Annotated in this window: 26 protein-coding genes; 13 read left to right on the forward strand and 13 right to left on the reverse strand. The window is 71.5% G+C overall.

Annotation, left to right across the window (positions count from 1 at the left end; genetic code table 11):
• Positions 1-9: 9 nt before the first annotated feature.
• Positions 10-675: a GNAT family N-acetyltransferase gene (locus BKA14_RS19260; protein ID WP_184952315.1), complete on the forward strand. Its 666-nt coding sequence runs from the start codon at positions 10-12 to the stop codon at positions 673-675.
• On the opposite strand, the gene BKA14_RS45130 is transcribed toward BKA14_RS19260, so the two are convergent.
• From BKA14_RS45130 to BKA14_RS19275, 3 genes are all read right to left on the reverse strand, one after another.
• Entirely contained in the window at positions 647-1,942 is a 1,296-nt protein-coding gene (locus BKA14_RS45130) for a VanW family protein (RefSeq protein ID WP_184952316.1), read from the reverse strand. The two genes, BKA14_RS19260 and BKA14_RS45130, sit on opposite strands and share 29 nt — an antisense overlap.
• A 222-nt stretch (positions 1,943-2,164) precedes the next feature.
• Positions 2,165-2,911, reverse strand: a complete 747-nt coding sequence (yidC, locus tag BKA14_RS19270) for a membrane protein insertase YidC (RefSeq protein WP_184952317.1) — start codon at positions 2,909-2,911, stop codon at positions 2,165-2,167.
• Positions 2,912-2,964: 53 nt separating this feature from the next.
• Positions 2,965-3,234, reverse strand: a complete 270-nt coding sequence (locus BKA14_RS19275) for a DUF6412 domain-containing protein (RefSeq protein WP_239093018.1) — start codon at positions 3,232-3,234, stop codon at positions 2,965-2,967.
• A gap of 129 nt (positions 3,235-3,363) precedes the next feature.
• Here BKA14_RS19275 and BKA14_RS19280 point away from each other — a divergent pair, with 129 nt between their 5' ends.
• Positions 3,364-4,485, forward strand: a complete 1,122-nt coding sequence (locus tag BKA14_RS19280) for a SigB/SigF/SigG family RNA polymerase sigma factor (protein WP_184952319.1) — start codon at positions 3,364-3,366, stop codon at positions 4,483-4,485.
• Here BKA14_RS19280 and BKA14_RS19285 read toward each other — a convergent pair.
• The 3 genes from BKA14_RS19285 to BKA14_RS19295 form a co-directional block, all read right to left on the reverse strand.
• Entirely contained in the window at positions 4,482-5,570 is a 1,089-nt protein-coding gene (locus tag BKA14_RS19285) for a carboxylate-amine ligase (RefSeq protein WP_184952320.1), read from the reverse strand. The genes BKA14_RS19280 and BKA14_RS19285 overlap by 4 nt on opposite strands.
• Positions 5,567-6,544, reverse strand: coding sequence for a methyltransferase (locus BKA14_RS19290; RefSeq protein WP_184952321.1), 978 nt, complete (start codon positions 6,542-6,544; stop codon positions 5,567-5,569). The genes BKA14_RS19285 and BKA14_RS19290 overlap by 4 nt, the downstream gene beginning before the upstream one ends.
• 72 nt (positions 6,545-6,616) lie before the next feature.
• Positions 6,617-7,534 carry a manganese catalase gene (locus BKA14_RS19295; RefSeq protein ID WP_184952322.1) on the reverse strand — a complete coding sequence of 306 codons (918 nt, stop codon included), beginning with the start codon at positions 7,532-7,534 and terminating at the stop codon, positions 6,617-6,619.
• Positions 7,535-7,650: 116 nt separating this feature from the next.
• Between BKA14_RS19295 and BKA14_RS19300 the strand changes: the two genes are divergently transcribed.
• Positions 7,651-8,886 (forward strand): Nramp family divalent metal transporter, encoded by a 1,236-nt coding sequence (locus BKA14_RS19300; RefSeq protein ID WP_184952323.1) that lies wholly within the window; start codon positions 7,651-7,653, stop codon positions 8,884-8,886.
• Between the two features lie 41 nt (positions 8,887-8,927).
• On the opposite strand, the gene BKA14_RS19305 is transcribed toward BKA14_RS19300, so the two are convergent.
• The gene (locus tag BKA14_RS19305; protein WP_184952324.1) at positions 8,928-9,584 is read right to left on the reverse strand and encodes a response regulator; all 657 of its coding nucleotides are present in this window, start codon (positions 9,582-9,584) and stop codon (positions 8,928-8,930) included.
• 9 nt (positions 9,585-9,593) lie between these two features.
• On the opposite strand from BKA14_RS19305, the gene BKA14_RS19310 reads away from it, so the two are divergent.
• The 6 genes from BKA14_RS19310 to BKA14_RS19335 all read left to right on the forward strand — a co-directional run bounded on the left by BKA14_RS19310 (position 9,594) and on the right by BKA14_RS19335 (position 13,805).
• Positions 9,594-10,406 (forward strand): sensor histidine kinase, encoded by an 813-nt coding sequence (locus tag BKA14_RS19310; protein WP_184952325.1) that lies wholly within the window; start codon positions 9,594-9,596, stop codon positions 10,404-10,406.
• A 159-nt stretch (positions 10,407-10,565) separates the two neighbouring features.
• A complete protein-coding gene (locus BKA14_RS19315; protein WP_184952326.1) occupies positions 10,566-10,754 on the forward strand; it encodes a hypothetical protein in 189 nt (62 codons plus the stop codon).
• Positions 10,751-11,155, forward strand: a complete 405-nt coding sequence (locus BKA14_RS19320) for a hypothetical protein (RefSeq protein WP_184952327.1) — start codon at positions 10,751-10,753, stop codon at positions 11,153-11,155. Before BKA14_RS19315 ends, BKA14_RS19320 begins: the two co-directional genes overlap by 4 nt.
• The gene (locus BKA14_RS19325) at positions 11,152-12,324 is read left to right on the forward strand and encodes a zinc-dependent alcohol dehydrogenase (protein ID WP_184952328.1); all 1,173 of its coding nucleotides are present in this window, start codon (positions 11,152-11,154) and stop codon (positions 12,322-12,324) included. Before BKA14_RS19320 ends, BKA14_RS19325 begins: the two co-directional genes overlap by 4 nt.
• A 51-nt stretch (positions 12,325-12,375) precedes the next feature.
• Positions 12,376-13,035 carry a DUF1345 domain-containing protein gene (locus tag BKA14_RS19330; protein WP_184952329.1) on the forward strand — a complete coding sequence of 220 codons (660 nt, stop codon included), beginning with the start codon at positions 12,376-12,378 and terminating at the stop codon, positions 13,033-13,035.
• Positions 13,032-13,805 carry a phosphotransferase gene (locus tag BKA14_RS19335; protein WP_184952330.1) on the forward strand — a complete coding sequence of 258 codons (774 nt, stop codon included), beginning with the start codon at positions 13,032-13,034 and terminating at the stop codon, positions 13,803-13,805. Before BKA14_RS19330 ends, BKA14_RS19335 begins: the two co-directional genes overlap by 4 nt.
• Here the strand turns inward: BKA14_RS19335 and BKA14_RS19340 are convergent.
• Complete coding sequence (locus BKA14_RS19340) at positions 13,802-15,295, reverse strand: MFS transporter (protein ID WP_184952331.1); 1,494 nt, start codon at positions 15,293-15,295, stop codon at positions 13,802-13,804. The two genes, BKA14_RS19335 and BKA14_RS19340, sit on opposite strands and share 4 nt — an antisense overlap.
• Before the next feature lie 64 nt (positions 15,296-15,359).
• On the opposite strand from BKA14_RS19340, the gene BKA14_RS19345 reads away from it, so the two are divergent.
• Positions 15,360-15,938, forward strand: a complete 579-nt coding sequence (locus tag BKA14_RS19345) for a TetR/AcrR family transcriptional regulator (protein WP_184952332.1) — start codon at positions 15,360-15,362, stop codon at positions 15,936-15,938.
• On the opposite strand, the gene BKA14_RS19350 is transcribed toward BKA14_RS19345, so the two are convergent.
• Positions 15,917-16,381 carry a hypothetical protein gene (locus tag BKA14_RS19350; protein WP_184952333.1) on the reverse strand — a complete coding sequence of 155 codons (465 nt, stop codon included), beginning with the start codon at positions 16,379-16,381 and terminating at the stop codon, positions 15,917-15,919. The genes BKA14_RS19345 and BKA14_RS19350 overlap by 22 nt on opposite strands.
• Before the next feature lie 35 nt (positions 16,382-16,416).
• Positions 16,417-17,931 carry a beta-N-acetylhexosaminidase gene (locus BKA14_RS19355; protein ID WP_184952334.1) on the reverse strand — a complete coding sequence of 505 codons (1,515 nt, stop codon included), beginning with the start codon at positions 17,929-17,931 and terminating at the stop codon, positions 16,417-16,419.
• A 250-nt stretch (positions 17,932-18,181) separates the two neighbouring features.
• Here BKA14_RS19355 and BKA14_RS19360 point away from each other — a divergent pair, with 250 nt between their 5' ends.
• Entirely contained in the window at positions 18,182-18,547 is a 366-nt protein-coding gene (locus BKA14_RS19360) for a hypothetical protein (protein ID WP_184952335.1), read from the forward strand.
• Positions 18,548-18,743: 196 nt separating this feature from the next.
• Here the strand turns inward: BKA14_RS19360 and BKA14_RS19365 are convergent, their stop codons facing one another.
• Positions 18,744-19,724 carry a hypothetical protein gene (locus tag BKA14_RS19365; protein WP_184952336.1) on the reverse strand — a complete coding sequence of 327 codons (981 nt, stop codon included), beginning with the start codon at positions 19,722-19,724 and terminating at the stop codon, positions 18,744-18,746.
• Between BKA14_RS19365 and BKA14_RS19370 the strand changes: the two genes are divergently transcribed.
• Positions 19,723-21,204: a gluconokinase gene (locus tag BKA14_RS19370; RefSeq protein ID WP_184952337.1), complete on the forward strand. Its 1,482-nt coding sequence runs from the start codon at positions 19,723-19,725 to the stop codon at positions 21,202-21,204. The two genes, BKA14_RS19365 and BKA14_RS19370, sit on opposite strands and share 2 nt — an antisense overlap.
• Here the strand turns inward: BKA14_RS19370 and BKA14_RS19375 are convergent, their stop codons facing one another.
• Positions 21,205-22,830 (reverse strand): hypothetical protein, encoded by a 1,626-nt coding sequence (locus tag BKA14_RS19375; protein WP_184952338.1) that lies wholly within the window; start codon positions 22,828-22,830, stop codon positions 21,205-21,207. It lies immediately after the preceding gene.
• Between the two features lie 76 nt (positions 22,831-22,906).
• Positions 22,907-24,706, reverse strand: a complete 1,800-nt coding sequence (locus tag BKA14_RS19380; RefSeq protein WP_203722418.1) for an immune inhibitor A domain-containing protein — start codon at positions 24,704-24,706, stop codon at positions 22,907-22,909.
• 102 nt (positions 24,707-24,808) lie between these two features.
• Here BKA14_RS19380 and BKA14_RS19385 point away from each other — a divergent pair, with 102 nt between their 5' ends.
• Positions 24,809-25,462, forward strand: coding sequence for a DUF3632 domain-containing protein (locus BKA14_RS19385; RefSeq protein WP_184952339.1), 654 nt, complete (start codon positions 24,809-24,811; stop codon positions 25,460-25,462).
• The last annotated feature ends 25 nt before the right edge of the window (positions 25,463-25,487 follow it).

Consider the following 25,487-nt stretch of genomic DNA (forward strand, 5'->3'; position numbering starts at 1 on the left):
GTCCGCGGCGTGGCCCACACCTATCCCCCGCTCAACGTCGAGGTCCGCACGCCCCGGCTCACGCTGGCCGGCGCGTCCGACGAGCTGCTGGAGCGGCTCGTGCCGATCGTGCGGGCCGGCATCGCCGACGTCGAGCCGTGGCCGTTCGACGACCCGATCGCCTTCTACGCCGACAACCCGGAACGCGAATGGCGCTGGCTGCAAGGCATCTGGCGGGGCCGGGGGCGGGTGACCCCGGAGCTGTGGCGGCTCTACTTCGTCGTGCTCGTCGACGGGGAGGCGGTCGGCATGCAGGATCTGGTCGGCCGCAAGTTCGCCCAGTTCGGCACGGTCACCAGCTTCTCCTGGCTGGCCCCGGGCCACCGCGGGCGGGGGCTGGGCAAACAGATGCGGGCGGCGATCCTGCATCTGGCCTTCGCCGGGCTGGGCGCCCGCGAGGCCGGCAGCGACGCCTTCGCCGACAACGCGGCCTCCAACGCCATCTCGCGCGGCTTGGGCTACGAACCGAACGGCATCGACTGGGACACCCGCCGCGGCGAGCCGGCCCGTATTCAGCAGTGGCGGCTCACCCGCGAGGCGTGGGAGCGGACCCGGCGCGACGACATCGAGCTGAGCGGTGTCGCCGCGTGCCGGCCCGTGCTGGGCCTCAGTCCAGACCCCGGTACGTCCAGCTGAACGACTTGGTGCCCGTCTCCCGGCCGTCCTGCAGCACGGTCCGGGTGACGGTGATGCGGAAGCCGCCGTTGTCGCGGGGGCGGCGCGGGCCGGTCACCGAACGCACCTCGCGGTCACCGGTGTGCCCGTACAGGCCGACCGTCACCGACGTGCCGGTGGTGCGCACGCGGATGACGAAGGGCGCGTCCGTGTCGTTGCGGATGACGTTGTCGATCGAGCGCCAGTCCAGGGTCGCCTCGCGGCCGGGCGGGTAACGGCTGATGTAGAGCGAGTGCGGCTGGTGCTTGACGATGTCCAGCCCGGCGAACCAGGCCGCGTTGAACAGCGTCGTCGAGAACTGGGAGACGCCCCCGCCCAGCTGGTCCTCGAGTTCGCCGTCGACGATCGCCGGGGCGGGCACGAAACCGTTGGCCCGGGTGCGCTCGCCCGCCTTGTCGTTGAGCGAGAACGTCGCTCCGGCCGGGACGACGGTGCCGTCGACCAGCTCCGCGATGCGGTGGATGTTGCGGACCCGTGGCGCGCAGCACGGGTGGTAGGTGGTGAACGTGCCGATCAGCTGGTCCACCCCGGCCAGCTCGGGGTCGGCGGCGCCGGGCGGGAGCGTGCGCACGGCCACACTCATCGCGGTGGCGCCGTCCCGGACCGCGGCGGTCAGCAGCCGTACGGCGTCGGCGGTGTCCACGCCGCGGCCGGGCTCACCGGCCCGCACCGTCACCCCCCGGTCGGAGGCCTCGTACGCGAGGTCACCTTTGCCGTCGAGCACCGTGCCCGGCTTCGCCAGCTCGACCGACGCGTTGCGGGCGGGTTTGCCCACCGGCGCGAGCAGCGTGCCGAGCCCCTTGCGCACGGCGGCCTCGTCCACGCTCAGCTCGGGTGTGATGTCGTGACGGCCACCGCCGGGCAGCCGCAGCCGGGTCGCGCCCACCGCGCGCCGGGTCGCTTCGACGTCGAGCCGCACGCCCAGCTCGCCGGGGCGGGCCGTGAACCGCTGCGCGCCCGCCTCGACCTCGACCGGCTGCTCGACCTTGGCCCGGACCGGCCCGTCCAGCGCTTCCCGCAGCTGCTGCTCGTTGAGCCCGCCCACGGCCACGCCCGCGATGTAGGTCTTGGCCGGGACCACGGTCGAGGGGCGTACGAGAAGCACCCCGATGCCGACGAGCAGCACCAGCACACCGACGCCGACCCCCAGAATCCATCGCCGCCTGCCTGTGCCCGGGGCGGCTGGGGGCGGAACCGCCGCGCTCGCGGTCCAACGCTCGTCTGTCACGTAGAGATCATGCCCGGGCACGGCGGCTCTGCCATCCGTACAACGACTGCTCCTGCAGGGCCGCGCGCGTCCGGGTGATGCCCCAACGGTCGGCAGGATCGGCCCTGAGCAGGCCTTCCACGACCGGACGGAGTGGGCCGGCGAGCCGGAAGGAGACCGGGGTGGCCTCGCTCACGGCGTGGACAGTAGCGAACAAATCGTCCCGGCGAGCACTCGACCTCACTACCGGCCGGCCGGAATCTCCACCGGGTAGCGGCGCAGCAGCCAGGCCTGCTGACCGAGGGCGAACAGGTTCTGCGTCGTCCAGTAGAGCAGCACACCGACCGGGAAGATCACGCCGCTGACCAGCAGGGAGAGCGGGATCCCGTACGTCATGACGCGCTGGATCGTGCGTTGCATCGGATCCTCGACGGGCGTGTTGCGGACCGCCGACAACCGCATGGTGAGGAACGTCGTCGTGACCATGGCCGCGATCAGCACCGCCGCCACCGAAGCGCCGCCGCTGGTGAACGTGCCGGCGAGCGGGGCGCCGAGCAGGGTGGCGTGCGACGCCTCGTGGAACTGGGCGGCCGTCCAGCCGTACAGGGTCTGCGAAGCCGGGTCGGTGATCGTGGGCCGCAGGTGGCGCAGAACGTGGAACAGACCGAACAGGATCGGCGCCTGCACGAGCAAAGGCACAAAGCTCGCGTACGGGCTCACGCCCTCACGCCGGTAGAGCTCGGTCATCGCGGCCCCGAGCGCCATCGGGTCGCCCTTGTGCCTGGTCTGCAGTTCGCGCAGCTCGGGCTGGAGCCGCTGCATCGCCCGCTGCGACCGCATCTGCCGCACGAACAACGGCAGCAACGCCACACGAACGGTCAGCACGACGAAGACGATTGCGGCGACCCACGACCAGTCGGGGCCCAGAAAACCCCACACAACGTGCCAAATCTGGATGAGCTCGGAAATGAAGGTATAGATGATGGACACGGCAAATCTCCTCAGGAGGCTGGCGGACAGAGGTCACCAGCGGCCGCGTCAGATCAAGCGGCCGCCAGGGGCCGCGCAGTGGGTCCTCTCGGGCGGGTGCGCCCCGGAGCATCGGGATCCCGATAACGCGGAACCCCGGCCTTGTCGGCCCGGGCCCGCAGCCCCAGCCTCGTGCCGGCCGTGTGGTCGCCGCCTTGACCCTGCCGCACCACGAGCAGGACAATCGCGGCCAGGGCCGCCACCACGAGGACGCCGGCCAGGGCGGACGGCCCGGCGTCGGTCAGCACGCTGACCAACCACCAGATCGCCCCCAGCCACGTCACAGCGGCAACGCTAGCAACCCCGCGCCACCAGGTCGACAAACCATCGGAATACATCAATCTCAGGCAATTCTCAGACGATTGTCATCAGTCAAATGTTTCCCGGCCGATTCGTAGGGCACGCGGCGGCACATGCTTCTCGAGAACCAGCACGAACCGGCCGGGACCATTCGTGAGGATCTCGATGCGGCCGCGGCGGCCTATCACGCCCGGCTCATCGACGGCGACGGTGACGCCGGTGCGGCCCGCGACGAGTTCGTCGACTGCTGCCTGCCGATGGCCGGACGGCTGGCCCGCCGCTACCGGGGTCGCGGCGAACCCGTCGACGACCTCGTGCAGGTGGCCCGGTTCGCCCTGGTCAAGGCGGTCGACCGGTTCGACCCCGAGCGCGGCTCGTTCACTGCCTACGCCGTCACGACGATCCAGGGCGAGCTCAAGAAGCATTTCCGCGACAAGACCTGGGGCGTGCACGTGACGCGGCAGCTGCGCGACACGGTGCTGGAGGTCAGGCAGGCCCGGGCCGAGCTGGCCGGGCGGCTGTCCCGCGAGCCCGGCACGGCTGAGATCGCCGAGCACTTGGGCATGGAGGACACCGACGTGCGGGCGGCGATGGCGGCCGCGGCCGGCTACTCCCCCGCCTCGCTCAACTCGCCGGTCGGCGACGAGAACGCCGCCGAGCTGGGCGACTTGCTCGGTTCGCTCGACCCCGATCTGGCCCACGTCGACGACCGGCTCTCGGTGACCCGGCTGCTGCTGCGCCTGCCGGAGCGCGAGCAGCGGATCCTGGCGATGCGCTTCTACGGCAACAAGAGCCAGGCCGAGATCGGAGCCGAGCTGGGCGTCTCCCAGATGCACGTGTCCCGGCTGCTGGCGGCGGCGCTGGCCTGGCTGCGCGAGGCGATGCTGAGCGACCGGGTGCCGCCCTGGCGCGGGGCCGACCGGCACGCCTACGGGGTGACCATGACCGTCTCCGTGCGGGGCCCGGCCCTGACCGTCGCCCTGACCGGCGAGCTCGACCGCGACGAGGCCCACCGCACCCTGGTCGCGTTGCACCGGGCCGTGTGGGACGCGAAGTGCTCCACGGTCACCATCGACCTGGACGGGGTGCCGTTCCTCGACGCGGTCGGCGTGGCGATGCTGGCCGACCTGGCCCGGGCGGCCGGGCTGGCCGGGCGCACCTTCGCGATCGCCCGGCCGCATACCGTCGTGCGCCAGGTCCTGACCGTCTCCGGCCTGGACAAATACGTCGCTTAGGGCCTGTCCTGGCCGGAGACGGTGGCCCGGGCCAACTGGTCGGTCAGTTCGGTCGCCGGCCACCGCCGCTGCCGGTCGGCGCCGGTGCCCTCGCGGCGCACCCGGTCCAGCCCGGCCTCGACGAAAGTCAGGTCGCCGTGTTCGCGCAGCACCGGAGCGACCCGGTCGAGCAGGTCGCCGATCATGTCCCAGGCCGGCCGGGCCTGCCCCGCGACCGGGTCCAGCAGGGTGCCGCCGAGGCCGTCGCGGGCCGCGTTCCAGTGGGCGCCGTGCAGCACCACGTCGGGGATCTCGGGGGCCGGGCGGCCGGCCTCGGCGTCGGCGATCGCGGCGCCGATCAGGCCGCGGGCCAGCGCGGCGACCAGCACGGTGTCGTCGGCGGTGAGGCAGACGTCGGCCACCCTGATCTCCACGGTGGGGAAGTTCGCCGACGGCCGGGAGTAGTAGAAAATCATGCTCTCGTCCATCATCTCGCCCGACGCGATCAGGGTGCGGATGATGCGGTCGTAGTCCGCGACCGAGCGCACGTGCGGCCACGGCCCCATGCTGGGCCACCGCTCGAGCTGAATCGAGCGCCAGCTGGCGTACCCGGTGTCGGCACCCTCGCATCGCGGGGAGTTGGCCGCCAGCGCCTGCAGCATCGGCAGCGACCCGCGCAACCGGGTGCAGACCTCGACCGCGAGCTCGACGGTGGGGATGCCGACATGCACGTGACAGCCGCAGACGGCAGGGTCGCGCGCGATCGGCCCGTAGTGGTCGACGATCTTGCGGAACCGGGTGTCGTCGGCCGGCTCACGTTGTGACTCGGCCACCGGGGTGGCCCCCACCGCGGCCAGGCTCGCCCCGGCCGCGGTGGCCAGCCCGGCGGTCGTGCGCCGTGCGGTCAGCAGTTGCTCGCGCAGCTCGCCGAGGCCGGTGCACACGTCGGTGACCAGCTCGACCATGCTGGGGCGGAACTCGCGGCGGTAGCGCCGGCGCAGGTCGGCGGGCAGCTCGGCGGCCACCTTCTCGGCCAGCGGCGCGTTCTCGCCGGTGTGCGGGTCGAGCAGCAGGAACTCCTCCTCGACGCCGAGGGTGAGCGTCATCGGGGCCGGGTCGCGGTCAGCAGGACCACGGCGATCCGCTCGGCCCGGGAGTACGCGGGCCCGGCCAGCTCCTCGTCGTAGACGTCCGGGTCGACCTCGCGGTACGTCCAGGTCAAGCCGGTGCCCTCGAGCCGGCCGGCCGCCGCCGCCCGCAGCGGGTCATGGCCGTCGATGATGCCGCACCCGCTGAACAGCACGAGCGAGCCGCCCGGGGCCAGACGTTCCGCGGCCACGTCGATGATCGTGAGCGACAGCTCGTTGCCGTGCTCGCCGCCGCCGTCGCGGTAGGTGCGCCCGGCCGGGTCGATCATGAACGGCGGGTTGGAGACGATCAGGTCGAACTGGCCGTCCACCGCGTCCAGCAAGTTGCTGTGGCAGGGCCGCACCCCGCTCGTGCCGGCCAGCGCGGCGTTGATCCGGGCGTAGCGCAGCGCGGTGTCGTTGATGTCGACGGCGAACACTTCCGCCCCGGGCGCCCGCTTGGCCACGGTGATCGCGCCCGCACCGGTGCCGGTGCCGATGTCGGCCACTCGGGCCGGCGGGCGTTCCCGGGCGGTCACGTGGGCCGCGGCGCAGTCGGCCATCCGGTACGTGTCGGGGCCGAAGAACACCGAGTCGGGCGCGTCGGTCGGGAACGCCGAGTGGACGAACAGCTCGTCGTCGTACGAGGAGAACCGCACCCGGCTGCGCCACAGGTCGCCGCTGCGCTCCAGAGCGTCCGCGGCCCGCAGCAGATCGAAGATCGGGGCGGGCAGTACCTCCGGCGCGAACGGCCGGCTCCAGCCGAACACATCGCGCACGCCGGCCGCGGCGGCGTTCCCGGGGCGCCGGTTGATCAGGGCGTGGGTGGCCGGGGTGACGGTGGTGAATCGGTAGCCGGAATTCTTCAGCTCCCGGCCCAGCTGCAACAGCGCCTCATCGGCGGCCTTGCTGTCCTCGCCGGTGGACGCGGGAACGGTGTCGGTCGTCGTCATGGGGCGCGGCATTCCCCGCCCGGCCCGGGTTACTCAGGTCAGAACGAACCCGAGCAACCCGGGCCATCCGGGTCAGTCCAGCGCGCCCTTGATCTTGTTGACGACGTTGGCCACACCCTGGGCGTGCGCACCGGCGCCGGTGCCCGGCTTGCCCTTGCCCATCGACCCGTCGTACGTGACGAACAGCTTCGGGTCCGGCGCGGGCCCCAGCGGCTTGTCGTCGGTCAGCGGCTGCGCATCCGGCACGTAGATGATCTCGTCCTTGCCGTTGAGCGCGGGACCTCGCGCCCACCGGCCCTCACCGGCCGTGCTCTCCGGGTCGAAGCTGTAGAACGTGTGGTTCTGGTCCTGCTTCTCGAACTCGCCGTTGGAGTCCTCGATCCCGTTCTCGGTGTAACCGTCCTCGATCAGCTGCTCGATGCCGAGCAGCCACTGCTGCTGGTGATAGGTGTCGCGGGCCAGGTTGAACTGCAGCATGTCCTTGACCCCGCGGTCGTCGGTCATGTTGTAGATGCGGCTGGTCTGCAACCGGCTCTGCGCCTCGGCCGAGACGTTGGAACGGAAGTCGGCGAGCAGGTTGCCACTGGCCACGATGTAACCGGCGTTCCACGGCACACCCTGGCTGTTGGTCGGCATCGCGCTGCCGCCGGTGACGATCGAGTGCTGCGGGTTCTGCCCGCCCAGCACCGCGGCCAGCACCGGGTTGGCCGCGGCGGCCTTCTCGGTGGCCTCGGCCGGGCCCCCCTCGAGCAGCCGGGCCAGCATCGTCGTGAGCATCTCGACGTGGCCGATCTCCTCGGTCGCGATGTCCATGATCATGTCTTTGTACTTGCCGGGCACCCGGCACGACCAGCCCTGCCACAGGTACTGCATCATCACGGTCATCTCGCCGAACTGGCCGCCGACCAGCTCCTGGAGCTTGGCCGCGAAGAACGCGTCGGGCTTCTCGGGCTTGGCCTGGTACTGCAGGTAATCAACGTGCTTGAACATGGCGTACTACCTCTCCGGTTGTCGAATCCGTACGCCGTGGTGAATGCCCGGGCCCACGGCCCGCCGGGGCCGCCCGTGGCCCCGGCGGTCCCGCGAGGGCGGGCAAGCCAGGCGGCATGGTGGTTCTCGATGTGACGGCGCCGCTGCGCAAGCGGGTGGCCCGGGTGGCGCCGTGGTTCGGGCCGGCCTTCGTGGCGGCGATCGCCTATGCGGACCCCGGCAACTTCGCAACCAACTTCACCGGCGGCGCGACCTTCGGCTACCAGCTCGTCTGGGTGCTGGTGGCCGCGAACCTGATGGCGATGCTGATCCAGTCGCTCTCCGCCAAGCTGGGCCTGGTCACCGGGCGCAACCTGCCCGAGCTGTGCCGCGACCGGCTGCCCCGCCGGGTCACGGCCGGGCTGTGGGTGCAGGCCGAACTGGTCGCCATGGCCACCGACCTGGCCGAGATCATCGGCGGCGCGCTCGCGCTGTACCTGCTGTTCGGCATCCCGCTGCCGATCGGCGGCCTGATCACCTGCGCGGTCGCGGTCGCGCTGCTCGCCCTGCACAGCCGGGGCGCCCGCCGGTTCGAGACCGCGATCACCGGGCTGCTCGCCGTCATCATGATCGGCTTCGTGTACACCGGAATCCGCTCCGGAACCAACGCCGGCGCGCTGGCCAGTGGCATGGTGCCGTCATTCTCGGGCGTGGACAGCATGATCCTGGCGGCCGGCATCCTCGGCGCCACCGTCATGCCGCACGTCATCTATCTGCACTCCGCGCTGACCACCTCGCGGACGACCGCCGACCCGGTGCGCCTGGCCACCGCGCTGCGCTGGCAGCGGGCCGACACGCTGCTCGCGCTGGGTGCGGCGGGCCTGGTCAACCTGGCCATGCTGGTGATCGCGGCGCAACTGTTCCACGGCTCCGGCCTGCCGGGCACCGACACGATCGAAGGCATCCACCACGGCCTCGGGGTGACACTCGACCAGGGCGCGGCCATCGCGTTCGCGGTGGCCCTGCTGGCCTCCGGGTTCGCCTCGTCCAGCGTCGGCACGTACGCCGGTCAGGTCGTCATGCAGGGCTTCATCGGGCGCAGCATCCCGCTGACCCTGCGCCGGCTGCTCACGATGGCCCCCGCGATGATCATCCTGGTGCTGGGGGTCGACCCCACCGTGGCGCTGGTCTGGTCGCAGGTGCTGCTGTCGTTCGGGGTGCCGTTCGCGCTGATCCCGCTGATCTGGCTGACCCGGCGCCGCGACGTGCTCGGCGACCACGTCAACCACCCGCTCACCACCGCGGTCGGGGCGGCGGTGGCGGTGCTCGTGATCGCGTTGAACGCCTTCCTGCTGACCCAGATTTTGATCTGATTGAGCGTCGCCGATCGGGGGATCCAGGCCCGCATGTCCCGCTACACCAGACCGGCGCTCCCGGCCAGCGCGGCCGCCTCGGTGCGGCTGGAGACCCGCAGGCGGCGCAGCAGACCGGCGGTCAGACGCTTCACCGTACGTTCGGAGACGTGCAGCTCGGCCGCGATCTGCACGGTCGACGCGCCGTTGGCGATCAGCCGCAGCAGGGCCCGATCGTCGTCGCTCAGCGACTCGGCGGCCGGGCTGGTCACGGGCGGCCCGGCCAGCACGGGCAGCAGGGCGGCGGGCAGCACGGCCCAGCCCTCCAGCGCGGCCAGCAGCGGCGGCAGCAGGGAGGCCGGTTCGCTGCTCTTGGGCAGGAAGCCGACCGCGCCGGCGTGCAGCGCGGCCACGGCCAGCGCCGGGTCGTCGTCGCCGGACATCGCCAGCACCCGGGCCCGCGGGGAGGCCGCGCGGATCGCCGTGATCGCCCTGATCCCGCCCGGGGCGGCCGACCCCTTCCCCGCGTACGGCATGTGCAGGTCCACCAGCACCAGATCGGGCACCGCGTGGCGGACCACGCTGGCCGCGTACGCCGCGTCCCCGGTGGACGCGACCACGGTCACCCGGCCCCCGGTCGCCTCGGGAAGCAGCAGCTCCAGACCCCGGAGGAACAAGTCATGGTCATCGACGATCGCCACCCGAACCGTTTTCTGCATGGCGGCGGCATGCCCCTGCCACGCCCGGTCATGCGCCTGATCCGGCCGCGGCGTGCGCCCGACCCCGGCGTCGTGTTGCTGCGCAGCGTCTGCCACGAGCTCCGTCCACCCATGGCCACGTTGACCGCGCTGGTGCAGGCCCTGGAGCGCGACCAGCCGGAGGAGCGCCGCGGCGAACTGGCCCGGCTGGCCGCCGAACACGCCGTCCACGCGCAAGCCGTGCTCGGGCAGGCCGCGGCCGCGGCGAACGGCCTGGCCCCGGCGCGCGCAGCGGCCGTCCCGCTGTCGGCGGTTCTGCCCGGCATCGCCGCGACGACTCTGACCGGCGCCACCACGGCGTTCTCGCCCGGCGCCACCGCGACGACTTCGCCCGACGCCACCGCGACGACTTGGTCCGGTGCCACCGCGACGACTTCGCCCGACGCCACCGCGACGTCTTGGTCCGGTGCCGCCGCGGCGAGCGGGCCCGATCGGCTGACCGTGACCATGACCCGCCGCGCCGCCGCCTGGCCGGTTCAACCCCAGCACACCCGCCAGATCCTGCTCAACCTGGTCGGCAACGCGATGTGCCACTCCCCCGGGCCGGTGCGGCTCGTCGCGCGCCGGTGGGGCTCGCGGCTGCGCCTCAGCGTGTTCGACACCGGGGTCCCGTCGCCCGGGCTCACCGCCGCGCTGCGCCGCCGCACACCGCCGCCGACCGACCGCGGCCTCGGGTTGTGGGTGGTGCGCGGCCTGGTGGCGGCCGCGGGCGGCTCGATCCGGGCGCGGGCGTCGTCCTCGGGCAAATGCGTCGAGGTCTCCCTGCCCCGGCACCACGGCTGACCCACGAACCGGCCCGGCACTCGAAACGGCCCGGCACCGCGGCCGGCACTCGAAACGGCCCGGCGCCGCGGCCGGCACATAGCTGCGCCGGTTCCGCGGCTGACCCGCGGGTGCCACGGCTGGCCCCCGCGGACCGTCAGCGGTGGGCATGACACCGGCATGGTCTTCCGTACGCTCGTCCTCGCCTCCTGGCTCGTCGCCCTGCTCTTCCTGGCCGAGCGGGAGCCGCGCACCCTGCTGCTGGCCCTGGTCCTGGCCGCGCTGTGGACGGTCGCCCTGCTGCGCGACCGCCGTCCGGTCCGATCCGCGCGTTTGGGAACCCGCCCCGCCGGTATTCGCCCTTCATGAGACCCGTTACCCGTACGGCGCTGGCCGTGGCCGCCGTCGCCGGTGGTGCCGCCGCTGTCACGCTGGCCCGCCGCGCCCGCACGTCCACCGGGGAGCCGCGCTGGCACACCCTGACCGTGTACCGCCCGCTGACCGAGGTGGACGCGAACCTGCCCGAGGAGCTGCGCACGCTGGAGGTCCGGCTGGTCGCCGCGCCCGGCGACCGGGGCACCGAGGTGCACGCCCGGGCCTTCGACGGCGGACCGTCCGACGGTGAGGTGCAGCGGATCCTGCGCGAGAGCCGCTCGCTGCTGGAGGTGGGCGACGTGCTGCGGCCGGGCGGCCCCACCACGACCCCGACGCTGTTCAACCTGCCGTTGCGCTCGGTGACGAGCCGGACCCGTACGGGGGGATTGTTGTGAAGGCTCTGCAGTGGAACGGCGTGAACAAGCTGGCCGTCGGCGAGGTGCCGGACCCCGGGATCGTCAATCCGGGTGACGTCATCGTCAAGGTGAACCGCACGGTGACCTGCGGTTCCGACCTGCACCTGATCGGTGGCTACATCCCGTTCATGGAGAAGGGCGACGTGCTCGGGCACGAGTTCGTGGGTGAGGTGGTCGAGGTCGGTTCCGAGGTGGGCCGGCACCGGCGCGGCGATCGCGTGGTGGTGTCGTCGTTCATCGCCTGCGGCAAGTGCTACTTCTGCTCGCAGCAGCTGTTCTCGCTGTGCGACAACGGCAACACCAATCCGGCGATCACCGAGACGCTGTGGGGGCAGGCTCCCGGCGGTTGCTTCGGCTACTCCCACGCGATGGGCGGCAACCCGGGCAGCCACGCCGAATACGTGCGGGTGCCGTTCGCCGACGTCGGCGCGTTCACCGTGCCCGACCACGTCAGCGACGAGCGGGCACTGTTCGCCTCGGACTCCGCCGCCACCGGCTGGATGGGCGCCGACCTGGGTGGTGTGAAGCCGGGCGACGTGGTCGCGGTGTGGGGCGCGGGTGCGGTCGGGCAGATGGCGGCGCGCGCGGCCCAGTTGCTCGGCGCGGACCGGGTGATCCTGATCGACCGTTACGACTATCGGCTGCAGCCTGCCGAGAAGCAGTTCGGCGTCGAGACGCTCAACTACGAGCGCACGAACGTCGCGTTGGAGCTGCGTGAACGCAGTGGCGGCCGGGGCCCCGACGTGTGCATCGAGGCGGTCGGCATGGAGGCTCACACGGCCGGCCCGCAGAACGTCTACGACCAGGTCAAGCAGCAGCTGCGACTGGAGACGGACCGGCCCTCGGCGGTGCGCGAGGCGATTCACGCTTGCCGCAAGGGCGGATCGGTCTTCGTGCTGGGCGTCTTCGCCGGGTTCGTCGACAAGTTCCCGCTGGGCGCGATGATGAACAAGGGCCTGACCGTACGGGGGGCGCAGATGCACGGGCAGCGCTACATCCCGATGCTGCTCGAGCGGATGGCCAAGGACGAACTGGTCACCGAGTATCTGGCCACCCACGTGATGCCGCTGACCGAGGCGCCCGAGGGTTACCGCATTTTCAAGGAGAAAGAGGACGGCTGCCTGCGGGCCGTGTTCCTGCCGGGCTGACCGCTGATCTTGGGGCTGCGTCGATCTTGCGCGTACGGCATATTGGGCGGCATGGCTGGTCAACCCTTGCGCTGGTGGACGCGTGAGTCGTCGCGGCAGATCCTGGCCCTGCCGGTGGTGCTCCTCGGCTTCCTGGTGCCCGCCGACCCGGTCGTGCAGTGGCTCGCCGGCTGGGACTGCTACGCCGTCGTCTACCTGCTGCTGACCTGGCTGGTCTTCCGCCGGCGGGATCCTCCGGCCGCGCGGGCCGTCGCGCTGGCCTCCCGGCGGCGCACCGTGACCGACCGGCTGCTGGCGTCCGCGCCGGAACAGTTCGCGCAGGCGGCCGCGTCGGTTGCGCTCGTCGCCACGGTCATCGCCCTGCCGCAGGCCCGCACGCTGGGCGGGCCACCGCCGGTCGTCGTCACGGTCTGTGTCATCGCGGTCGTCTCCTGCTGGCTGGTGCTGCAGACCGGGTTCGCCATGGCCTACCTGGGTTTGTACGCCACCGGCGGCGGGCTGACGTTCCCCGGGGACGAGGAACCCGGCGTGGTCGACTTCGCGTATTTCTCGGTCGCGATCGGCACCTCCTTCGGCACCACCGACGTGCAGGTCACCCAGACCCGGATCCGCCGCCAGGTGCTGGTCCACGGGGTGACGGCCTTCCTGTTCAACGCGCTGATCGTGGCGTCGGCCGTGACGTTGCTGGTCACGTACATCTCGAAGCCGTGAACACCGGCGCGGCCATGGCGGCCCTGCGGGTCACGCCGCGCACGGGCCCGGGACAGCTGGAGTCGCGGTCGGGCGCCGGGGTCCATCCGGTCACCACCGCCGGCGGGCGGCCCGCGTTCCTCAAGGTCGGCACCAACCGGCGCGAGCTCGACTTCTACCGGTCGGCGGATGTCCCGGTGCGCGTGCCGGAGCTGTTGGGTCACCGGGACGACGCGCTGCTGCTCGGGGCGGCCGGCGCGACGGTCGACGTCACACAGTGGACGGACGCGATGTGGGCCGCCCTGTTCGCCGATCTGGCCGCCCTGCACGCGGCACCGCCGCCGCCGTGGGCCGCCCCGGACCCGCTGACCGAGGCGATGGCGCGACCGGACCTTGCCCTTGTTCACGAGTTCTGGGGAGCGGAGCCGGACGCGGGACCTCTGCGAGCCGCCATGGCAGGCGCGGGAACGGCGTTCGTCCACGGCGATTGCCACACCGAGAACATCACCGTGGACGACGGCTGCCTGGTCTTCTGCGACTGGCAGTCGACCGGTTCCGGGCGGCCGTCGTCGGATCTGGCCCTGCTGAGCGTGCGGGCCACTCCGGCCGGCGTGCGGGTGCCGCTCGAGAACTATCCGGGCCGCCCGGAACTGAGGCGCGCGACGCTGGCCGAAGAACTCGCGATACTGATATTTCAGTGGCCGCTGTACGCGGGTTACAACACGGCCGAGGGCAACGAGCGCATCCGGGCGCGGGGGCGGTTGCTGGCCCGGCAGTTCGGCGACCTTTAGGACGCGACCCGCTCCGACGGGACGAGGCGCCACGCGAGCAGACCGGCCACCAGCAGCAGGACCGCCGCCACGTACGAGGTGGTCTGCATGGCCGACGAGAACGCCTCCTGCGCCGCCGGCACCAGCACCGCCGGACCCGACTGCACAGCCGTAGCCAACGACTCGTCCACCGCCGCCCGCGACCCCACCGGCCACCCCGACAGATCAGGCAACGCGTCACGATAAAGCACCGCCTGCACCGTGCCCAGCAACGCAATCCCCAAAGCCACCCCCAGCTCGTACGCCATCTCCGAAATCGCCGACGCCGCACCCGCACGCTCCGCCGGCACCGCAGCCAGCACAGCATCAGTCGCCGCCGTGAACGCCAGCCCCACACCCAGACCGACCACCACCAGCCCCACCGCCATCACCGCGAAACCGCTCAGCCCCTCCCCCACCGCCAGCACAGCCAGCCCCGCCGCGGCCGCCAGCAGCGACGCTCCCAGGGCCCGCCCCACTCCCAGCCGGGCCATCACCCGCACCGCCACCGCCACCACGGCAATCGAGGCCAGCGTCAACGGCAGCTCCCGCAACCCCGCCTGCAGCGGCGAATATCCCCGGACCAGCTGCAAGTACTGCGAGAAGAAGAACAACAACCCACTGAACGCGAAGATCGCGATCATGCTGGCCAGGATCGTCCCGCTGAACGCGGGGCGGGTGAACAGCGTGACGTCGACCAGCGGGGACGGCAACGCCCGCTGCCGCCGCACGAACCAGATCGCGCAGGCCAGGCCGGCCAGCGCAGCGATCAGGGCGGGCAGGTCGGCACCCTCGTGGGCGACGTGCTTGACGGCCCACACGATCGGGACGACGGCGGTCACTGAGAGCAGCGCGCTCAACGGGTCGAACGGGCCGGGCGCGGGGTTGCGCGACTCGGGCACCAGCAACGCCACCCCGAGCAGGACGAGCAGCATGATCGGCAGGTTGATCACGAAGACCGAACCCCACCAGAAGTGCTCCAGCAGCACCCCGCCCACCAGCGGGCCGAGCGCGGCGCCACCGGACGCCCCGGCCGCCCAGACAGCGATGGCCCGCGTGCGCAGACCAGGCTCGGGGAACAGATTGCGTACCAGGGAAAGAGTCGACGGCATCAACGTGGCCCCGGCCACCCCCAGCAGCACCCGCGCCGCGATCAGCCACCCCGCACCCGGCGCGAACGCCGCCAGCAACGACGCCGCCCCGAACCCGGCCACCCCGAACAACAGCAACCTGCGTCGGCCGATCCGATCAGCCAGCGTGCCCATACTGATCAGCAGACCGGCCAGCGCGAACGAGTAGACATCACCGATCCACAACAACTGCGTACCGGTCGGCTCCAGATCCGCCATCAACGCGGGCACCGCCAGCGCCAGCACCGTCCCGTCGACCGCCAGCAACGTCACCGCCAGCGTGAGCGCGGCCAGGGCGGCCCACCGGCGCACCCCGGCGCGCTCATCTGTTCCCACCGTCATGCCGTCGACGTTAGCCGACCATCCGGTCGGCAGTACAGACCAAATGGTCGGCTACTATGGTGACGTGGCCGACTCAGATTCCGGGGGGACCATGCGCGACACGGCACGGACGCGACGGCTGGTGCTGGACGCGGCGGCCCGCACGGTCGCCGCCCAGGGCGCCGGGGTCAGCCTCGACGTGATCGCCCGCGACGCCGGGGTGTCCAAGAGCGGCCTGCTGCACCACTTCCGCAGCCGCGACCAGCTGCTGCGGGAGCTCGCCGAGGATCAGATGCAGCAGTTCCGTACGGCTGTCGACGCGGCCGTCGACCCGCGTGACCACGCGGCCGGGCGGCTCGTCCGGGGGTACGTGAACGCGGTGTTCGACGAGCTCAAGGACGGCTCAGTGGCGCCCGAGCACATCCGGCTCGTCGCGGCCCTGTCCACCGTGCCCGGGGTCGACGAGGTGATGCGGGCCGACACCCGGCACTGGACCGAGCAGTTCGAGGCCGACGGGCTGCACCCCGACCGGGTCCTGCTGATCACCCAGGCCGCCGACGGGGCCTCGCTGGCGGCGATCTACGAGGGCGAGCCCAACCCCGCGAAGAGGCAGCGCACACGCGAACTGCTGCTGCGCCTGAGTCACGGTGAGGGCGCGCCGTAGGTCAGGTCCATCGAGTCGGTGTGGCCGGGCCAGGTCAGCGTGACGTGCCAGCAGCCGGGCCGGGGCAGATCGATGATCGACGGCCCGGGCCCGCCGGCCACCTTCGCCTCGGCGCGGGTGGTGGTGCCGGCCAGCTCCGCGTCGATTCGCAGATCACCGTGCTCGTACTGATCACGTGCGACCCAGAGGATCTTGTTGCTGCGGTCGGGGGCGGACGGGCTGCTCAACGGGTGGCCGAACAGGATGGCCAGGATGTCGCCTTCAGCGCTGTAGACGTGCTTGGTGCCGCTGCCGTCCCAGCTGAAGCCGGCGCGGGCCCACTCGGGCAGGGCATCGGTGCGGATGGTCTCGCCGCATTGTTCTCCGGCCCGCGGCTGCGCCTCCGTCGCGGAGGTGCAGCCGCCCAGCAACAACACTGCAGCGACGACGGCAAGTGTCCTCATGTCAGGCAGACACCGCCGTCACCGCCCGGGTTCCGTCAGCCGGCCCAGTCGATCTGCGGCGAGCGGTAGAAGTCGACGCCGCGGGCGGTCCAGCGGGGTCCGTACGCCCCCAGCCGCGCCCGGAACGACTCCCAGTCCCGCGCCGGCGACCACCCCAGCTCGGCCAGCCCGGCCAGCCGCGGCCACGCCATGTATTCGATGTCGTCCAGGCTGCGCAGCGTCTCCGACCAGAGCGGCGCCTCCACGCCGAGCACGGCGCTTTCCGGCACACCCGTCACGTGCGTGCCCGGGTCCCAGTCGTACGCCTTGCGCACCTCGATGTACCCCGCCCAGCTCAGCCCGAGCCGCGTCGACGGGTCGTACTTCTGATCGATGTACGCCAGGTTGGCCGGCGACATGATCACCTTGGTGCCGTTGGCCACCGCCGCCGCCACTGTCGCGTTCTGCGTGGCCGAGCTCCAGTACTGCGCCACCGCGACGCCGGCCTCCGGCGCCGCCGCGATCTCGTTCCACCCGTACGCGGTCTTGCCGTATTTCGTGACCAGCGGCAGCACCCGCTTCTGGAACGTCAGGTAGTCGGCCTCGGTGGTCGCGTGCGCCTCGTCCCCGCCGATGTGCAGGTAAGGCCCGGGTGTCATCGCCGCCAGCTCGCGGATCACGTCCTCGACGAAGCGGTACGTCGTCTCGCTGCCGATGCACAGCGAGCTGTAGCCGACCGCGGTGTCCGTACGCGGCGGCGGCGCCACCCCGTCGCAGGTCAGCTCGGGGTAGGCCACCTGCGCCGCGTTCACGTGCCCCGGCATGTCGATCTCGGGCACGATCGTCACGTACCGGCTCGCCGCGTACCGCACCAGGTCGCGGTAGCCGGCCTTGGTCAGGAAGCCGCCGCCCACCCCGTCGACCCCGGTGCCGGCCGCCCCGCCGACGGTCGTGAGCCGCGGCCACGAGTCGATCTGGATGCGCCAGCCCTGATCGTCCGACAGGTGCAGATGCAGGTAATTGACCTTGAACTTGCTGATCTCGTCGATGTGCCGCTTGATCTCGTCCGGCGTATGGAAATGCCGGGCGATGTCCAGCATCGTCCCCCGATAACCGAACCGCGGGTAGTCGACGATCTCCCCACCGGCGATCGTCCCCGCCCCGCTCGCCGGCACCAGCTGCTGCAACGTCTGCACGCCGTTGAACAGCCCCGCCGGTGTGGCCGCCCGCAGCGTGACGCCGCGCTTGCCGACGGTAAGCCGATAGCTCTCCGGCTTCCCGTTCACGCGCCCCAGCTCCAAAGCGATCTTCGGAGTACGGCCCGGGGCCTGCCCGACGACCCGCAGGCGCAACGCCTCCCCCAGCCGCTCGGCCACCCCACGCGCCCCGCCCCGCGCCTCGATCACGGTCCTGGACGTCACGGTGAACCCGGCTCCACCCGGCCGCACCTCGACCGGCGCCGGAATGACACTGCCCAGAGCCACCACCGGCACCGCCGCGGCGGCCGAGACCGGGGCGGCCGCGGTCAGCGGCAGAGCACAAGCCAGAAGCACTGCGAGACGTCTACGCATCCCCCGACCGTACATAGCCAGTCTTCGATCTGTGAAGACTCTTGCCAGCCACTGACACCCCCATCGTGCTGACCATCGCCGAGATCGGACGCCTGCTCAACGTCTTCCTCGCCGCGCCCCGCGACATCGAATTCGCTCCTGGCTGGTGGCTGTGGCGGCGCTCCGTGCAGGCCAGGCCAGACGATCGCACTACCGGCGCCGGGACGTACCCGCCACGCGTTGCGACCGTGACGGCAGGCGGGAACCGATAATGATCGCCGTGACCCCATGGCAGCTGCCCCTCGACAGCATCGACCAGGCCCGCTCCCTGCACCGGATGCTGTTCGAAACCACGTTCGACGAGACGCCCGCCGATGCATTCCTGGGCAGTTCTCACATCGCCGCCGTGCAGCACCGACTCATCGACATGCTCACCGACGCCGAGCCGGACAAACGGTGGGAGCAGTGGCGACAGGCGGACCAGCATCCTCACCGAGTCGACTACGTCCGCCGTCACATCGAACAGTCGACGATCTGGTCCACCATGCCGGCCGACGACCGCCGACAGTACGTCCAAGACCTCCTCGCCCCGCTCATCCCCAGCCCGGAACTCCTGGAGGAACTGGCCAGCCTCTGACTCGACGCGCCAAGATCACGAAGTGCCGTCGGAATACTGGTCCCACAACCTACGCGCGAATGCCGCGACCATCCCCTGCCGGAGGCAAACCTGCTCCGGGCGAGTTTCGGAGTGCGACCACCTGGCTTGCGAGCCACCCGTCCAAGGTCCAGCAGGGTAGCCCTGCACCATCAGGCAGCCCGCGGCAAGACGTCTTTCAGAGAGCATTCTTGTCCGGCCCGGCAGGCGAGCGGGCAGCGTCGTCCGGACGCGTCGCCGACCAGGCGAGCACGGCGGGCGCGGATAACAGAAGCAGGTATACGACGGTCACCGCGGCGGACCACTGCACCGGCGGTGCTCCAGGGGTTGCCACGGCCGAGAAGCACAACACGCCGGCCGTATCGACCGGGTCCGGCAGCTGCCAGTAGATCCCGGCCAGGTTCTCCACCGCGAAGACCGCGGGCAGCGCGAGCAAAGCAACGCCCACGATCAGCCCCGCGCCGCCGGCTGTACGGGGCGCGGTCACGACGACGAGGGCCGCCGCCAGCGCGACGCTGACGAGTCCCGGCACGGCCACCGCCAGCAGACCCGCGGCGTCGGACGCCGAGAAGAACGGAAAGAGGGCGTACAGGATCGGCAGGACGAGCAGGAGCGCCGTGACCGCATACCGGCGGCGACCACCGGGCCGCATCCGCACGATCGGGATGGCACAGGCCAGGGCGCCCGCGCGCAGAACCTCGCCGAACTGGCTGTAGCGCAGCTGACCACGCCAGTAGGCGGTGGTCGCTTCCGTCTCCACCGGGCAACCGTTCAGGTCCTCGGGGGCAGGGGCAGGCATCGCTGTTCGACTCGCGATCAGGTCGATCGTGGCGCGGGCGGCCAGCAGCAGGCAGAACACCACCAGCAGTCGCGGTGCCGCGGAGCCGGCCAGGACGACGCACGCGGCGAGGGCCAGCAGGGCCACCGCTTCGGCGCCGTGCTGCAGTCCGGTCGCCGTGTCGAAGCCCGCGCTGACCGCTGAGACAACAGCGGCGACGCCATAGGTGGCAGCCGCCAGGGTGAAGGACCGCACGTCCTTCGACTCTTCCAGGTCCGATCGGGTGATCAGCGCCGTAGGGCATATTTCCCGCCGGGCCGGGGCAATGTCGAGTCGGGGCTGCGGGTGGTCCGCGCCGCCGAGGACGACAAGGACTGCCATGACCCGGATCGACGACCACATCGAGCTCAAGGCCGCGCTGGACCCGCTCGTTCTGGCGTTGGACATCGGTTCCACCGCCACCCGCGGCGGGGTGCACGACGCGTCGGGCCGGCCGGTGCACGGCCTGCAGCACAAGGTGCCGCACGCCTTCACTGTCGCGCCCGACGGCACCTCCGTCATCGACCCCGATCAGGTGACCGCCGAGGTCGGGCAGGTGCTGGACGCGGTGACCGGTGACCCGCGCCTGGGCACCCGCATCGCCGGGGTCGTCATGGACACGTTCGCCGCCTCGTTGATCGGGGTGGACGCGGCCGGGCGGGCGCTCACCCCGTGCCTCACGTACGCCGATTCGCGCAGCGCGGGCGAGGTCGCGGGGCTGCGCCGGGAACTGGACGAGCACGCGGTGCAGCAGCGCACCGGCACGCGGCTGCACACCAGCTACCACGCCCCGCGTCTGCGCTGGCTGGCCGCCACCCAGCCGCGGGTGGTGGCCGCGGCCACGCGCTGGTGGTCCCTGGGCGAATACGTCTGGGCCCAGCTGATCGGCGAGCCGCTGGCCGGCACGTCGACCGTCGCGTGGACCGGCCTGCTCGACCGCCGCACCGGCGAGCTCGACGCCGAACTGCTCGCGGCGGCCGGGGCCGAGCCCGGGCAGTTCGCCCCGCCGCGCGACCTGACCGATCCGGTGGCGGCCGGCCCGCAGGGCCGGCCCGCCCTGGCCCGGGCCCGCTGGTTCCCCGTCATCACCGACGGCTTCGCCAGCAACGTCGGCTCCGGGGCGACCGACGCCACCGTGCTCACCGCGGCCACCGCCACCAGCGGCGCGTTGCGGGTGCTGCTCGACGGTCCGGCCGACCCGTTGCCGTTCGGGTTGTGGAACTACCGGGTCGACGCGCGGCGGACCCTGCTGGGCGGGGCCATCAACGACGTCGGCCGCGCCGTGAGCTGGGCCGAGAACACGTTGCGGCTGAGCGCGGACAGCGCCGGGGTGCTGAGCGCGCCGCCGAGCGACGCCACGCCGCTGGTGCTGCCGTATTTCACCGGGGAACGCGCCCCGGGCTGGGCCGGCGGGGCCCGCGCCGCCCTGACCGGCGTCTCGGCCGCCACGGACGCCGACACGCTGTTCCGCGCGATCGTCGAGGGGGTGGCCCTGACGTACGCGCGGGTCGCCGACGAGCTGCACCCGGCCGCCCCGCAGGTGCTCGAAGTGGCGGCGGCGGGCCGGGTCAGCAACGATCGGCCCGAGTGGCTGCAGGTGCTGGCGGACGTGCTCGGCCGCCCGGTCACGCACGTGACGCGGCGGCGCTCCACCCAGCGGGGCTCGGCGCTGCTCGCCCTCGACGTGCTGGCCCCGGACACGCCGCGCGCGCCCCGGGCCACCGGCACCACGTACGAGCCGGTGGCCGCGCACGCCGACCACTACGCGCAGCGCCGCGCCCGGTTCACCGAGCTGTACGACACGCCCGTGACGGGGACGTGATCAGCCGATCCCGTACGCCCGGAACACGGTGGCCTCGGTGTAGGCGCCCCCGGCCACCGTGGCCCGGACCTTGAGGGCGACCGCACTGGTCTTCGGGTTGGTGACCGTCGCGTACCAGGTGCCGTTGACCTTCTGCACCGGCACGGTGCGCCACGTCTGGCCGCTGTCCGGCGACATCTGCGCGGTCAGCTTGCTCAGCTTGGGGTCGGTGCCGCGCTTGGCGTCGGGGTCGCCCGAGGTGCGGTACAACCGGATCGCGACCTTGGTGGTGCTGCCCGCCTTGGCTTTGTTGGTCAGGCTGAGACCGGTCGGCAGCAGGTGCGCGGAGTAGACGCCGGCCAGTGCGCTCGCGTTCGGCTTGGACTGGAACCGGTACGTCACCCGGCTGGTCGTCGACATCATCCCGGCCGGGAAGGTGATCTCCGGGTAGTAGCGGGTGGCGGTGGTGGTAAGCGTGTACCAGCCGGCCTTCTTGACCGTGTAGTACAGGTAGGTCATCTCGGGCTCCCAGCCCTTGTCCTGCTTACCGGCCACCCGCTTGCCACCGAAGTCGAGCGTCGCCACGGCCTTGTCGCCGCCCTCGACCGAGCCGTCGCGCGGGAACCCCGGGTCGGCGAACATCTCGTTGAGGCCGAACGAGATCCGGCCCCGGATGGTGACCGGCAGCTGCGCGCTGGGCCCCCAGGCGGAGTTGAAGAAGTTCAGCCCGTACGACTTCCCGGCCGCGACCTTGCGCTGCGCGAAGTAGCTGCCGATGTTCCACGTCTCGCCGGTCTTGGTGGGCGCCGACGAGCTGACCCGGACGTCCCACGTGCCGGGCGAGGCGAACACGGTGGTGGCGGTCGGCCGGTCCGTGCCGCCCAGACCGGCGTACAGGCTGTCGCCGCAGCCGCCCCCGATCGCCTGCATCGCCAGGTCGGAGTAGATCGAGCCGGACGGTCCGCGTTTCTGCACCACCTTGATGGCGGCCAGCTGGCCCTTGCTGAAGGTGCGGCCCAGCCCACCCGGCACGCCGTTGGTGTGGTGCAGCACCGCGTAGCTGTTCGAGGTGCCGGAGTGGTCGCTCCACGATCCGAGCGCGGCGAAGCCGAGATACTTCGAGGCGAACGGGACGATGAACAGCTTCGTGCCGGGGGAAGCCGACGCCTCGACCCCGTCGCTCGCGCTGGTGCGGGTGCAGATGCGCATGGTGATCGTGCGCTCGAGACCGGTGGGGGCGGGGCTCACCGCCAGCCCGACGCCTTTGCCCTGGCGGGCGTCGATCGTCAGCTTGGTCGAGCCGGACACCTTCACGGCCTTGCCGGACAGCGTGATGGTGGCGCCGGTGGTCACCGAGGTCAGCACGGCGTACGTGCCCTTGGGCAGTTTCTTGGCGGCGCCCGAGGTCGCCGAGTAGGTCGAGCTGCTGACCACGTCGACCAGCTTGATCCCCGCCTTGACCTTGACCCCGTTGCGGTTGATCACGGTGACGGTGAGCGTGTGGGTGGCGGCCGCGGCGGCGCCTCCGACCCCCAGCAGCAGGGCCGGAACCACGGCGGCGGCCAGGAGGCGGACCGGACGAGCCCGCTTGACGAACGAGAACATGGCGATCCCTGCGGCGGAGAAGTGGTGAGGCGCGGAGATCATGCCATAGACGACGGTACGGTGTCGTCCCCTTCGGACCGGGCCGGGCCCCGTACCACGTACGGGGCCCGGCCGGAGGTCACGCCTTGGGCGGGGTCACCTTCAGGGTCATCAGCGGGATCAGGCCCGTGATCTGGGTCTTGACCTCGATCTTGACGCCCGCGCCGGCCACCTTGACCGAGTTCTGCGGGTTGGCCGCGTTCCAGTAGCGCAGCGGGTCGGAGTCGTCGAACGTCGGGATCGCCGGCTGGCGCGGGACCGCGACCGGGGTGCCGTTGCGGTGGAACGTCACCGGGTCGGTCTTCTGCAGGCCGAACGAGGCGTCGAAGGGCTGGCGGCGGTTGCCGAGCAGCGCCCCGTCCGGGAAGACGATCGGGGCCGGGCGCGCGTCCACCGGCAGGGCCAGACCCGTGCCGGGGTGGCGGCTCGTGTTGTTGTTGCCGGCGGCCGGGTTCACGTACCAGACAACCAGACCGTCCTGGTACGGGAACCGTTCCGCCCAGTCGGGCCGGGTGTTCTGCCAGCCCCAGTTGTACGGGCCGGTCTTGAGCACCTCGTCGTAGCCGGTGTACGTCCGGTACTCCGCCGCGTAGTACGAGCCGTCGGCCAGCGGCACCACCACGGCCTGGGGCAGCACGCCCTGACCGTTGGCGGCCGTGCCCAGGGTGACGTACTTGGCCTGGCCGGGCTTCACGGTCACGAAGGTGGACCAGCCCAGCCAGATCTTCTCCCAGGCGCCCATGTAGCCGGGCGTGGAGCCGATCGTCGGGGCGCCGCGGCCCAGCCACGAACCGGCCGACATCAGGGTCCAGAAGCCGGTGCCGTTGTCGCCGCCGGCCGTGTCGTACAGGTCGGGCAGGCCCAGGTCGTGGGCGTACTCGTGGGCGAACACGCCGAGGCCGCCGTTCTCCGGCTCGGTGGTGTAGTCGCCGATCCAGAACCCGCTGTCGCCGATCTGCACGCCGCCGGCCAGGTTGTTCGCCGGGCCCGCGGTGCCCTCCAGATCGGAGAACGCGTACCAGCGGTGCGACCAGATCGCGTCGGTGCCCTGCGCGCCGCCGCCGGCCTCCTCACCCTCGCCGGAGTGGATGGCCTGGAAGTGGTCGATGTAGCCGTCGGGCTCGTTGAAGTCGCCGTCGTTGTCGTAGTCGTCGCGGTCCCAGACGTCGAAGGTCTTCAGGTACGCCTTGATCTGCTCGGGCGTCTTGCCCGCGGCGACCTGCGACTCGTACCAGGAGGTGGCGCTGTCCTTGACGAAGTTCCAGTACGTGTCTTCCTCGGACAGCTCGTTGCTGCCGTAGCGGGCCGCGTTGTAGGGCAGCTTGACCCACTCGGAGACGTCGCCGCCGACCGTGTACCGCCCGCCCGACTGCTTCGAGTAGAACGTCGTCATCGACTCCTGCTTCTTGTCGAACAGGAGTTTCTTGTAATACGACGGGCTGAAGTCGGGCGCCCAGATCGTCGAGTTGTCGTTGGCCCGGTCGGGCTGGGCGATCTGGTTGTGCAACGGTCCGGGCGTGCCACCCGCGGCCGGGTCGACGGTGTCGCCGAATTCGACAAGGAACGTCAGGATCGGGTCGGTCTTCGTCGCTTTCTTCCGATATTCGACGAAGCGGCCCTGGCCCAGTTTGATCACTTCGGAGCCCGTACGGCTCTCACTCGTGACCTCGCCCGCGATGAGCTTCTCGAGGGCCTCGGTGCGTTCGGCCTCGCGCTGGTCGCCCAGCGGGTGCGGCAGGTTGTCCTCGCCGAGCGCGTTCTCGATGGCGCCCGGAGCGCCGCCGCTTGGTGATTCAAAGGCGGCCGCCGGGGTAGCCGTGAAGCCGGCGGTCACCGCGATCGCGGAGACGGCGGCCAGCACGACGGTACGTTGTTTCAAGGAGCACTCCTCAAACCCTCAGAGGTAAGCCGGACGGTGAGCACGTTGGTCGAGATCGATTTCCGGCTCGGGTCGGATTCATAAAATCTCATGCATTTGGATATGTCGATAACCAACATCGTCCGGGCGGCCGCCGCGGGCGCGTCCGAGCAGACGATCGAGGGCCTGCTGTGGGAGCTGTGGGGCGACGTCGTGGACGCCGCCGCAACCGGCGAGCAACCCCTCGACGAGCTGGTTGCGCTGGTCACGGGCGTACGGGAAACCGCAGTGGAAGGCGTCAAGATCGGTGGGCGGCGGCTCTTCGGTGATCTGCCGGTGTTCGGGGCGCAGATGCGCGAGGCGTGGAATCTGGTGCCGCCGGATGATCGCAGCGTCGAGGCGTGGACCCGGCTCAACGAGTTCGCGGCCCGGCTGACCGCGGCCGGGATCGACTTCTCGCTGTTCGGGTTGTGGTCGATCGGAACGGCGCTGGAGACGTTCGCGAAGCCGTCGGAGCACCTGCCCGCGGCCGTCGCATGGTTCGAGCACTGCGGCCCCGAACTGGCCACCGCCACCCGGCACCGGCGCACCTTCGGGCCCGGACCGGGCCGGCTGCACGAACTGGCCGAACGCGAGGGCCTCTCCGAAGGTGGCTACAACCTGCCCCGCTGGACGTTCTGGCGCAGCCGCCTCGAAGGGCTGGCCGCAACCGGCGACCCGGTGGCCCGGCGCGGGCTGCACGCCATCCGAAAGGTCGGCCCGCAGCTATTGACCTGAGTAGGGAGATCGTGTGGAGGTTCTG

The organism is Paractinoplanes abujensis (genome assembly GCF_014204895.1).
GTDB lineage: Bacteria > Actinomycetota > Actinomycetes > Mycobacteriales > Micromonosporaceae > Actinoplanes > Actinoplanes abujensis.

What these genes read in the sequence shown, in the direction of transcription:
- BKA14_RS19280 (WP_184952319.1), top strand. Translation starts at nt 3,364, where the DNA reads ATGCTTCTCGAGAACCAGCACGAACCGGCCGGGACCATTCGTGAGGAT.
- BKA14_RS19285 (WP_184952320.1), bottom strand. Translation starts at nt 5,570, where the DNA reads ATGACGCTCACCCTCGGCGTCGAGGAGGAGTTCCTGCTGCTCGACCCG.
- BKA14_RS19290 (WP_184952321.1), bottom strand. Translation starts at nt 6,544, where the DNA reads ATGACGACGACCGACACCGTTCCCGCGTCCACCGGCGAGGACAGCAAG.
- BKA14_RS19295 (WP_184952322.1), bottom strand. Translation starts at nt 7,534, where the DNA reads ATGTTCAAGCACGTTGATTACCTGCAGTACCAGGCCAAGCCCGAGAAG.
- BKA14_RS19300 (WP_184952323.1), top strand. Translation starts at nt 7,651, where the DNA reads ATGGTGGTTCTCGATGTGACGGCGCCGCTGCGCAAGCGGGTGGCCCGG.
- BKA14_RS19305 (WP_184952324.1), bottom strand. Translation starts at nt 9,584, where the DNA reads ATGCAGAAAACGGTTCGGGTGGCGATCGTCGATGACCATGACTTGTTC.
- BKA14_RS19310 (WP_184952325.1), top strand. Translation starts at nt 9,594, where the DNA reads ATGCCCCTGCCACGCCCGGTCATGCGCCTGATCCGGCCGCGGCGTGCG.
- BKA14_RS19315 (WP_184952326.1), top strand. Translation starts at nt 10,566, where the DNA reads ATGGTCTTCCGTACGCTCGTCCTCGCCTCCTGGCTCGTCGCCCTGCTC.
- BKA14_RS19320 (WP_184952327.1), top strand. Translation starts at nt 10,751, where the DNA reads ATGAGACCCGTTACCCGTACGGCGCTGGCCGTGGCCGCCGTCGCCGGT.
- BKA14_RS19330 (WP_184952329.1), top strand. Translation starts at nt 12,376, where the DNA reads ATGGCTGGTCAACCCTTGCGCTGGTGGACGCGTGAGTCGTCGCGGCAG.
- BKA14_RS19340 (WP_184952331.1), bottom strand. Translation starts at nt 15,295, where the DNA reads ATGACGGTGGGAACAGATGAGCGCGCCGGGGTGCGCCGGTGGGCCGCC.
- BKA14_RS19350 (WP_184952333.1), bottom strand. Translation starts at nt 16,381, where the DNA reads ATGAGGACACTTGCCGTCGTCGCTGCAGTGTTGTTGCTGGGCGGCTGC.
- BKA14_RS19355 (WP_184952334.1), bottom strand. Translation starts at nt 17,931, where the DNA reads ATGCGTAGACGTCTCGCAGTGCTTCTGGCTTGTGCTCTGCCGCTGACC.
- BKA14_RS19360 (WP_184952335.1), top strand. Translation starts at nt 18,182, where the DNA reads ATGATCGCCGTGACCCCATGGCAGCTGCCCCTCGACAGCATCGACCAG.
- BKA14_RS19370 (WP_184952337.1), top strand. Translation starts at nt 19,723, where the DNA reads ATGACCCGGATCGACGACCACATCGAGCTCAAGGCCGCGCTGGACCCG.
- BKA14_RS19365 (WP_184952336.1), bottom strand. Translation starts at nt 19,724, where the DNA reads ATGGCAGTCCTTGTCGTCCTCGGCGGCGCGGACCACCCGCAGCCCCGA.
- BKA14_RS19375 (WP_184952338.1), bottom strand. Translation starts at nt 22,830, where the DNA reads ATGATCTCCGCGCCTCACCACTTCTCCGCCGCAGGGATCGCCATGTTC.
- BKA14_RS19385 (WP_184952339.1), top strand. Translation starts at nt 24,809, where the DNA reads ATGTCGATAACCAACATCGTCCGGGCGGCCGCCGCGGGCGCGTCCGAG.